Here is a 6,732-nt window from a genome sequence, read left to right on the forward strand (position 1 = left end):
GCTCCGGGAAGTGGTGATAGGGAAGGGGACTCAGAACCAGGCGTCACGCATGTCCAGGCTCACGCGATTGCCGGCCAGCAGCAGGCGTGACTGGGCTTCCAGTGGTGCCAGTTCCCAGTCCATGAAGTAGCGTGCCGCCTGCAGTTTGCCCTGGTAGAAATCGACCTCAGGGCCCTGTGCGCCGGCGGCGAGCGCGCGGCCGGCGAGCAGCGCCATGCGCAGCCATAGCCAGCCGACGACCACTCGACCGAACAGGTCGAGGTAGACGGTGGCGTTGGCCAGCCCGTGCCGGGGGTCTTCGGCAACTTGTGCCTGCAGTTCGCGGGTGACGTCTTCGAGATGCTGCAAGGCTTCGCCCAGCTGTGCCGCCAGGGGCGCACAGACAGCGTCGGTAGCCGCATCGGCCAGAGTGACGTAGGCGCGGTCGAGGAACAGCCGGTAACCGTCGCCGCCGCGCGGGCCAAGCTTGCGCCCGAGCAGGTCGATGCCCTGGATCCCCTCGGTGCCTTCATGAATCGGGTTCAGGCGGTTGTCGCGGTACAGCTGCTCCATCGGGTATTCGCGGGTATAGCCGGCACCGCCCAGTACCTGGATGCCGATATCAGAGGCTTGGGTGGCGTAACGCGAAGGCCAGGACTTGACCATCGGCGTCAGCAGATCCAGCAACTCGCCAGCGTCGCTGCGCGCCTTCGTGCACGGCGCGGTATGCGCGTCTTCCACCAGGCTGCTGGCGTACAGGCACAGCGCAAGACTGCCCTCGGCATAGACCTTCTGCTGCAATAGCATGCGGCGCACGTCGGCGTGCTCGATGATACGGACCTGGGGAGCGTTTTCTGCCCTGGCACCGGGCAGGCGCCCCTGTGGTCGCTCACGGGCATAATCTAGGGCATGGTTGAAGCTCTGGTAGCCGAGGCTGGCGGCGGCCAGCGCCACGCCGATGCGCGCCTCGTTCATCATCTGGAACATGTAGCCCAGGCCCTGCTTGGCCTCGCCGACCAGATAGCCGACGGCGCCTTCGCCTTCACCGAAATTGAGCACCGTCGAGGTGGTGTTGCGGTTGCCCATCTTGTGCAGCAGGCCAGCCAGCGCCACATCGTTGCGTGCGCCCAGGCTGCCGTCGGGGTTGACCAGCCGCTTCGGCACCAGGAACAGCGAGATGCCCTTGGCGCCGGCCGGCGCGCCGTCGATGCGGGCCAGGACCATGTGGACGATGTTCTGGGTCAGGTCGTGGTCGCCGCCGGAGATGAACATCTTCTGCCCGAACACGCGGTAGGTCCCGTCACCAACCGGACGCGCGGTGGTGCGCAGGTCGCCTAGCGCAGAACCTTGCCCAGGCTCCGTCAGCGCCATGGTGCCGCTGAACCGGCCATCGAGTAGCGGCGGCAGGAATCGCTGGCGCAACTCGTCGGCGGCGAAGCTCTTCACCAGGTTGCCAACGCCGATGGTGAGAAAGGCGTAGGCGGTGGTTCCCACGTTGGCAGCATTGAAATAGGCCATGCAGGCTCGCAACAGCACTTCCGGCAACTGCAGACCGCCATCGGTGGCGTCATGGTGCGCGGCGCCAAAGCCGGCGGCTGCGAAGGAGTCCCAGGCTCTACGGGTGTCTTCCAGCAGGTGTACCCGTTGCCCGTCGAAGGTCGGCTCCTCGGCGTCGGCGCTCTGGTAATGCGGGGCAAAGTACTCGAGCGCGATGGTCCGCGCGGTGTCCAGCGTGGCGCGGAATACTTCGATGTCATGCTCGGCGTAACGGGGGCGTTGCAGCAGCGCCTGGCTGTCTAGCAGCTCGTACAGCAGGAATTCTATATCGCGTTCGTTGAGCAGTCCGGCGGCCATGGCGTCCTCATCCAGAGTCGCCCGCAGACTCCGTGATGGAAGAGCGGGCGGTGATGGACGAAGTGAAACGCGAACATGCCGGTCCTCACACCCCCAAGGGTGGCCTTGCAGCCCCTCCCATTGTGAGGGGAGGGGTGGCGACCTGAGAGACTGTCGCGCTAGTGGTAATTCCAGGACCTTGAGGTGTTTATTGGTGAACCAGTCTGTGTGCCCGTCAATGCGCGCACCGTCCTGCATTAGCACTCGCTGACTGTTTTTGATACGAGCGTCAGCTATGGGGCAGAAGGTGCCTCGCTCAGAAGTCAGCTTCCGACCCAATGCGGACGCTCATAAACGCCCGCGCACGGTTACAAAGCAACCCGGCCGAAGCTTGAAGCCAATGTTGCGATCTCGCCGCAACCCGTTGGGCTACGGCGAGGCTGGAACACCTCAGTTCTCGTATCGCAGGGTGATGGCGAAGTTGCGCGGCTCGCCGTAGTAATTGCCCAAGTTCGAGTTATAGATCGAGGCGTAGTATTTCTTGTCGAACACGTTGTCGAGATTCAGTTGCGCACTCAGGTTGCGGCTGATCTGGTAGTTGGCGTTCAGACCGACTAGGTTGTAAGCGCCTTGCTCCACGTTGCCCAGGTAGACCTTGCTCTGATGGTAGAGGTCGCCGCCCACGCGCCAGTCGCTCAACTCTCCGGGAAGACGATAGCTGCTCGCCAGTTTGAACAACCGCTGGGGGGCGGTTTCAGTTGCATAATCAGTGCCCTTGCGGGCACCAGCTACATATTCGGGGTGGCTGTAGGTGTAGCCCACTACCGCATTCCAACCCTTGAGAATCTCGCCAGACACCTCAGCCTCGAAACCGCGATTGCGTACCTTGCCGCCTTCCTCATAGCAGGTTGAGGTACGCCCCGGCCCGCAAATACGTGCTGCGCCAGTAACCGCCTGGGGCATATGGCTTTGGTCGACCTGGAAAACCGCCAGCGAGGTATTGAGCAGCCCGTTGTAGAACTCGTTCTTAAGGCCTATTTCGTAGTTATTTCCAGTGATCGGGTCGAGCAGCTTGTTGTCAATGTCGTAGTTGTTTTGAACCTGATAGATCTCGGTGTAGCTGGCATAAACCGAGGCGCTGTCAGTCAGGTCATAGACCACACCGGCGTAGGGAATGACTTTTCCGTCTTCCTTGAAGCGGTCCTCATAGTCGGCAGAGGCGTAGTCGACCCAGCTGAAGCGGCTGCCAAGGATCACATGCAGGTCGTCGGTGGGGTTCAACCGGGTGGCGGCATACACTCCCTTGTCCTTGCGCACGTTACGGTACTGGATGCGCTCATAGCCATAGGTGGGCGAGGCCACTTGCGAAGGGGCGAAATCAAGAATCTCGACCACGCTTGGGTTGTTGTTGTAGCGCGATTCGTTGATGAAGCGATCCTTGCGTGCGTTAGCGCCGAATACCAGTTCGTGGCGTTGGCCAAGCAGGTAGAACGCGCCGTTCAGCGCCGCATCGAGGCTGATTTGCTCGTCGTCGTATTTGGTGTCGTTGGTGAACAGGCGGAACTGGTCATTACCAATGTTGTTGCCGTAGAGCCCAAGGAAATCTGCATTTGACCAGGTCAGGTTGGTATTGACCGTCAGCTTCCAGTCATCGTTGAAGGCATGCTTGATGTCTGCGAATACGGTGCGATTTATTTTGTTCAGGTGGGCCCAGCTCGGCGCAAAGGAGCTGGAGCGCGACAGTGGATAGAAGCTGCCATTGAGTTGCGTGGGAAGACCGCCCCAGTCATAGCCACCGTGATAATCCTTTTGCAGCACGGTACCCAGACTTACGGTAGTGGCTTCGCTCAAGTCGGCTTCACCAATGGCGTAAAAGAGCTGGTTCTCTTTGTCAGCGCGATCTACGAAACTGTTGCCGGCGTTGTACAGCAGCACTGCTCTGGCGCGCAGTGTTCCCTGTTCGTTCAACGGCCCGCCCACGTCGATCTGGCTGTGGTAGTTGTCCCAGGAGCCAGCGCCGATTTCGGCTTTGAACTTGTAGGTGTCCGTTGGGCGCTTACGCACCAGGTTGATGGCTGCCGAGGGGTTGCCAGCCCCCTGCATCAGACCGTTTGCGCCGCGAACGAACTCTACACGGTCGTAGATTGCCATGTTGTTCACCGAGGTCACATCCATCGAGTAACTCTCGGAAATACTCGTTGGCACGCCGTCGTATTGCAGGTCGTTTACCTGGAATCCACGAGAAAAGTAACGCGAGCGCTCGGTGCCAAAGTCCTTGGCTGTGCTGATGCCGGTGGCAGCCCTGGCAACGTCCTCCAGAGACTGCATATTCTGATCGTCCATTTGCTGGCGCGTGACGACGCTGACCGACTGTGGCGTTTCCCGCAGCGAGAGGTTCAGCTTCGTCGCGGTGCTGGAGCTGCCGGTGGTGTAGGAGCCGGTGCCTTCGGTCACCGACCCCGGGGACAACCCCGAGATAGTCAGAGGTTCCATTTCCAGGGCACCTTCGGCGGCGGGAATGGGCTGGATCAGCCAATTGCCGCCGGCGCTCCTTCGAGCTGCCAGCCCACTGCCGCTCAGCAGCTGATCCAGGCCACTCTGTACGTCGAATTCTCCATGCAGCGCTGGCGCCTGCTTGCCCTGGGTCAGTGATGGATCGAAAGGCAGCGTGATCCCGGCAGCCTGGGCAAACCCGTTCAGAGAATCCTCCAGCGCGCCGGCGTGTAGGTCGTAGCGATGAGTCCCGTTTTGATCAGCGTGCACGCCGATGCTGGCCAGTGACACGACGGCGGTGCTGCTGAGGAGAATGCCGCGAAGGGTGAGGGCGAGGGTGGTGCGACGCAATGCTCGCGACGGCGAGGAAAGGGATGGCATGGACAACAAGCTCCTTGGCAATGGCAGTGTGTTTTCTTGTCTGCCGAAGGGCTCGGAAAAAACCGTAATCGTTATCGAGAATTTTTTGCATTGAGCTCAGCGAGCGACGATGCGAATCCACAGCGGCGTGAAGCGCTGGACGCGCAGCGGCATCGAATCGGCGAGGGCGTCGAGGACGTCATCGATGCTGTCGAGCTGGAATACGCCGGAGACCTCCAGCGCAGCAATCGACGGGTCGCAGCTGAGCCATCCCTGGCGATAGCGCCCTAGCTCCTCGATCAGGTCGGCCATGCGCATGCGCTTCGCCACAAGCTGGCCGCGTGTCCAGGCGCTGGCATTCATGGTGCTGTGTTCGACCCGTCGGGTGCCTGAGCCGAAGATCAGGTATTCCTCGCCCGCCAACACCCGGATCGGCTGTGCGTCTGCGCGATGGATAGCGACGATCCCGTCCTCGACCCGCAAGCGCGTTCCTTCGGCTTCATCGCGCACTGCAAAGGCGGTGCCGATGGCCTGTAGTCGAACATGGCGGCTCTCCACCCATAGGCTGCGATAACCCGCCGGTGCCTCGCTGTCCTTGCCCGAGTCGATGAAGATCTCGCCGCGCAGCAATGCGATCATCCGGCGCTGTGCGGTGAAGCGCACGTCCACCGCGCTGGAGGTATTGAGCTGCAGACGAGTGCCGTCGCTCAGGAGGAACTGCTGATGCTCACCAACACCGGTGACGTAGTCCGCCCCCCAGGTTGCTAGCGGGCGCTCACGCAGTCCCCAGCCACTGAGGCTGCCGATTGCCACGCCAAAGCCCAGCACCTTGAGTGCCTGGCGGCGGCCGTGACGCTTGCCCTGCAGGCGTTGCAGGATGTCCAGTGCGACACCGCCGGGTAGTTCGGCCATGCGTCCGAAGGCCGACTCGCTGGACTGCAAGGCTTGCCAGGCGGTTTCGTGAATCGGATCTGCCTGCCGCCAGAGCAGGCAGGCCGTCTGCGTTTGCTCGTCCGCATAGCCCGATTGCAGACGCACCAGCCAGCCGATGGCCTGGTCGAGTACTGCGTCCGGCAGTTCCCTGGTGCTCATTGCTGTGCCAGAAAGCAGTGGCGAATGGCGGTGGCCATGTACTTCTCCACTGAGCTCAGACTCACGTTCAGGCGCTCGGCTATTTCTTTGTAGCCCAGGCCCTCGAGCCGTGACAGCAGAAACGCGTTACGTACCTTCGGCGCCAGGCCATCCAGTACCGCATCGATTCGCGCGAGGGTCTCCAGCAGGATCAACTGCGACTCTGGGGAGGGCATCTCCGCTTCGGGGAGATGGGCAATGGCTTCCAGATAGGCCTTCTCGACGCGCTGACGGCGCACCCGGTCGATCAGCAAACCGCGGGCGACGACGCTCAGCCAAGCACGTGGCTGCCTGACTTCCTGCAGTTGCGTTGGCTTGCCGAGCAGGTGGACAAAAGTGTCGTGGGCCAGGTCGGCTGCATTGTCTGCGTGGCGCAGGCGTTTGCGCAGCCAGCCGAGTAACCAGGCGTGGTGATCGAGATACAGCGAGTGAATGTCGGCGTGATGGACGCTGGGAGCGGGCGGAGATGTCAACGCGAATCCTTGCGTGATAACGGCTTGCAGATGCGAATTTGTCGCATCTTAAGTGGGCGTTATCCAGACGGCAAGAAGGACGGTTACTGGAAATAGGGAGATGGGGACGCGTTTGGGCTTTCCGAGACTGGTCGATCGCCCTAGCTGAAGAGGGTCTGAGATCGACCCATAGCTGACATCCGGATTTTCAGGACATTGAGTAGACTTGGCTCCCACGTCATCTATTTCGAATACAAATGAACAGCGAGTCTTCCCGAAGCAAGGCGTATGTCCGTGCTCAGGCACATGGTTCCGGGCCACTGTCTGTTGAGGGCTATCAGCAGACTGTGGAGGTTTGCGGCCATATCCCCAGCGGCTGGTTGTTCCGCTACCGGATCGTTTGTAGCTTGGACATCCCTGCACATGAGCAGGAGTTGTTTGCCGGCGCTGCAGGTTGCCTGGTCGCTGATGATGGCAGGTACAT

At 61.2% G+C, this 6,732-nt stretch carries 5 protein-coding genes; 1 reads left to right on the top strand and 4 read right to left on the bottom strand.

The genetic code is table 11. The features are described from left to right. Window positions 1-30 precede the first annotated feature (30 nt). From FAS41_RS26135 to FAS41_RS26150, 4 genes are all read right to left on the bottom strand, one after another. Window positions 31-1,833 carry an acyl-CoA dehydrogenase gene (locus FAS41_RS26135; RefSeq protein ID WP_138526259.1) on the bottom strand — a complete coding sequence of 601 codons (1,803 nt, stop codon included), beginning with the start codon at window positions 1,831-1,833 and terminating at the stop codon, window positions 31-33. A gap of 429 nt (window positions 1,834-2,262) precedes the next feature. Beyond that, entirely contained in the window at window positions 2,263-4,686 is a 2,424-nt protein-coding gene (locus FAS41_RS26140) for a TonB-dependent siderophore receptor (RefSeq protein WP_138526260.1), read from the bottom strand. A 96-nt stretch (window positions 4,687-4,782) separates the two neighbouring features. Continuing rightward, window positions 4,783-5,757 (bottom strand): FecR domain-containing protein, encoded by a 975-nt coding sequence (locus FAS41_RS26145; RefSeq protein ID WP_138526261.1) that lies wholly within the window; start codon window positions 5,755-5,757, stop codon window positions 4,783-4,785. Then, window positions 5,754-6,269: a sigma-70 family RNA polymerase sigma factor gene (locus FAS41_RS26150; protein WP_138526262.1), complete on the bottom strand. Its 516-nt coding sequence runs from the start codon at window positions 6,267-6,269 to the stop codon at window positions 5,754-5,756. Before FAS41_RS26150 ends, FAS41_RS26145 begins: the two co-directional genes overlap by 4 nt. Before the next feature lie 236 nt (window positions 6,270-6,505). Between FAS41_RS26150 and FAS41_RS31060 the strand changes: the two genes are divergently transcribed. Then, a partial coding sequence (locus tag FAS41_RS31060) for a hypothetical protein (RefSeq protein WP_218939132.1) occupies window positions 6,506-6,732 on the top strand: 227 nt, incomplete at its 3' end.

Source organism: Pseudomonas nicosulfuronedens (assembly GCF_005877905.1).
Taxonomy (GTDB): Bacteria; Pseudomonadota; Gammaproteobacteria; order Pseudomonadales; family Pseudomonadaceae; genus Pseudomonas; species Pseudomonas nicosulfuronedens.

Bases quoted from the DNA above. Each gene is read 5' to 3' on its own strand.
- FAS41_RS26135 (WP_138526259.1), bottom strand. From the start codon at position 1,833: ATGGCCGCCGGACTGCTCAACGAACGCGATATAGAATTCCTGCTGTAC.
- FAS41_RS26140 (WP_138526260.1), bottom strand. From the start codon at position 4,686: ATGCCATCCCTTTCCTCGCCGTCGCGAGCATTGCGTCGCACCACCCTC.
- FAS41_RS26145 (WP_138526261.1), bottom strand. From the start codon at position 5,757: ATGAGCACCAGGGAACTGCCGGACGCAGTACTCGACCAGGCCATCGGC.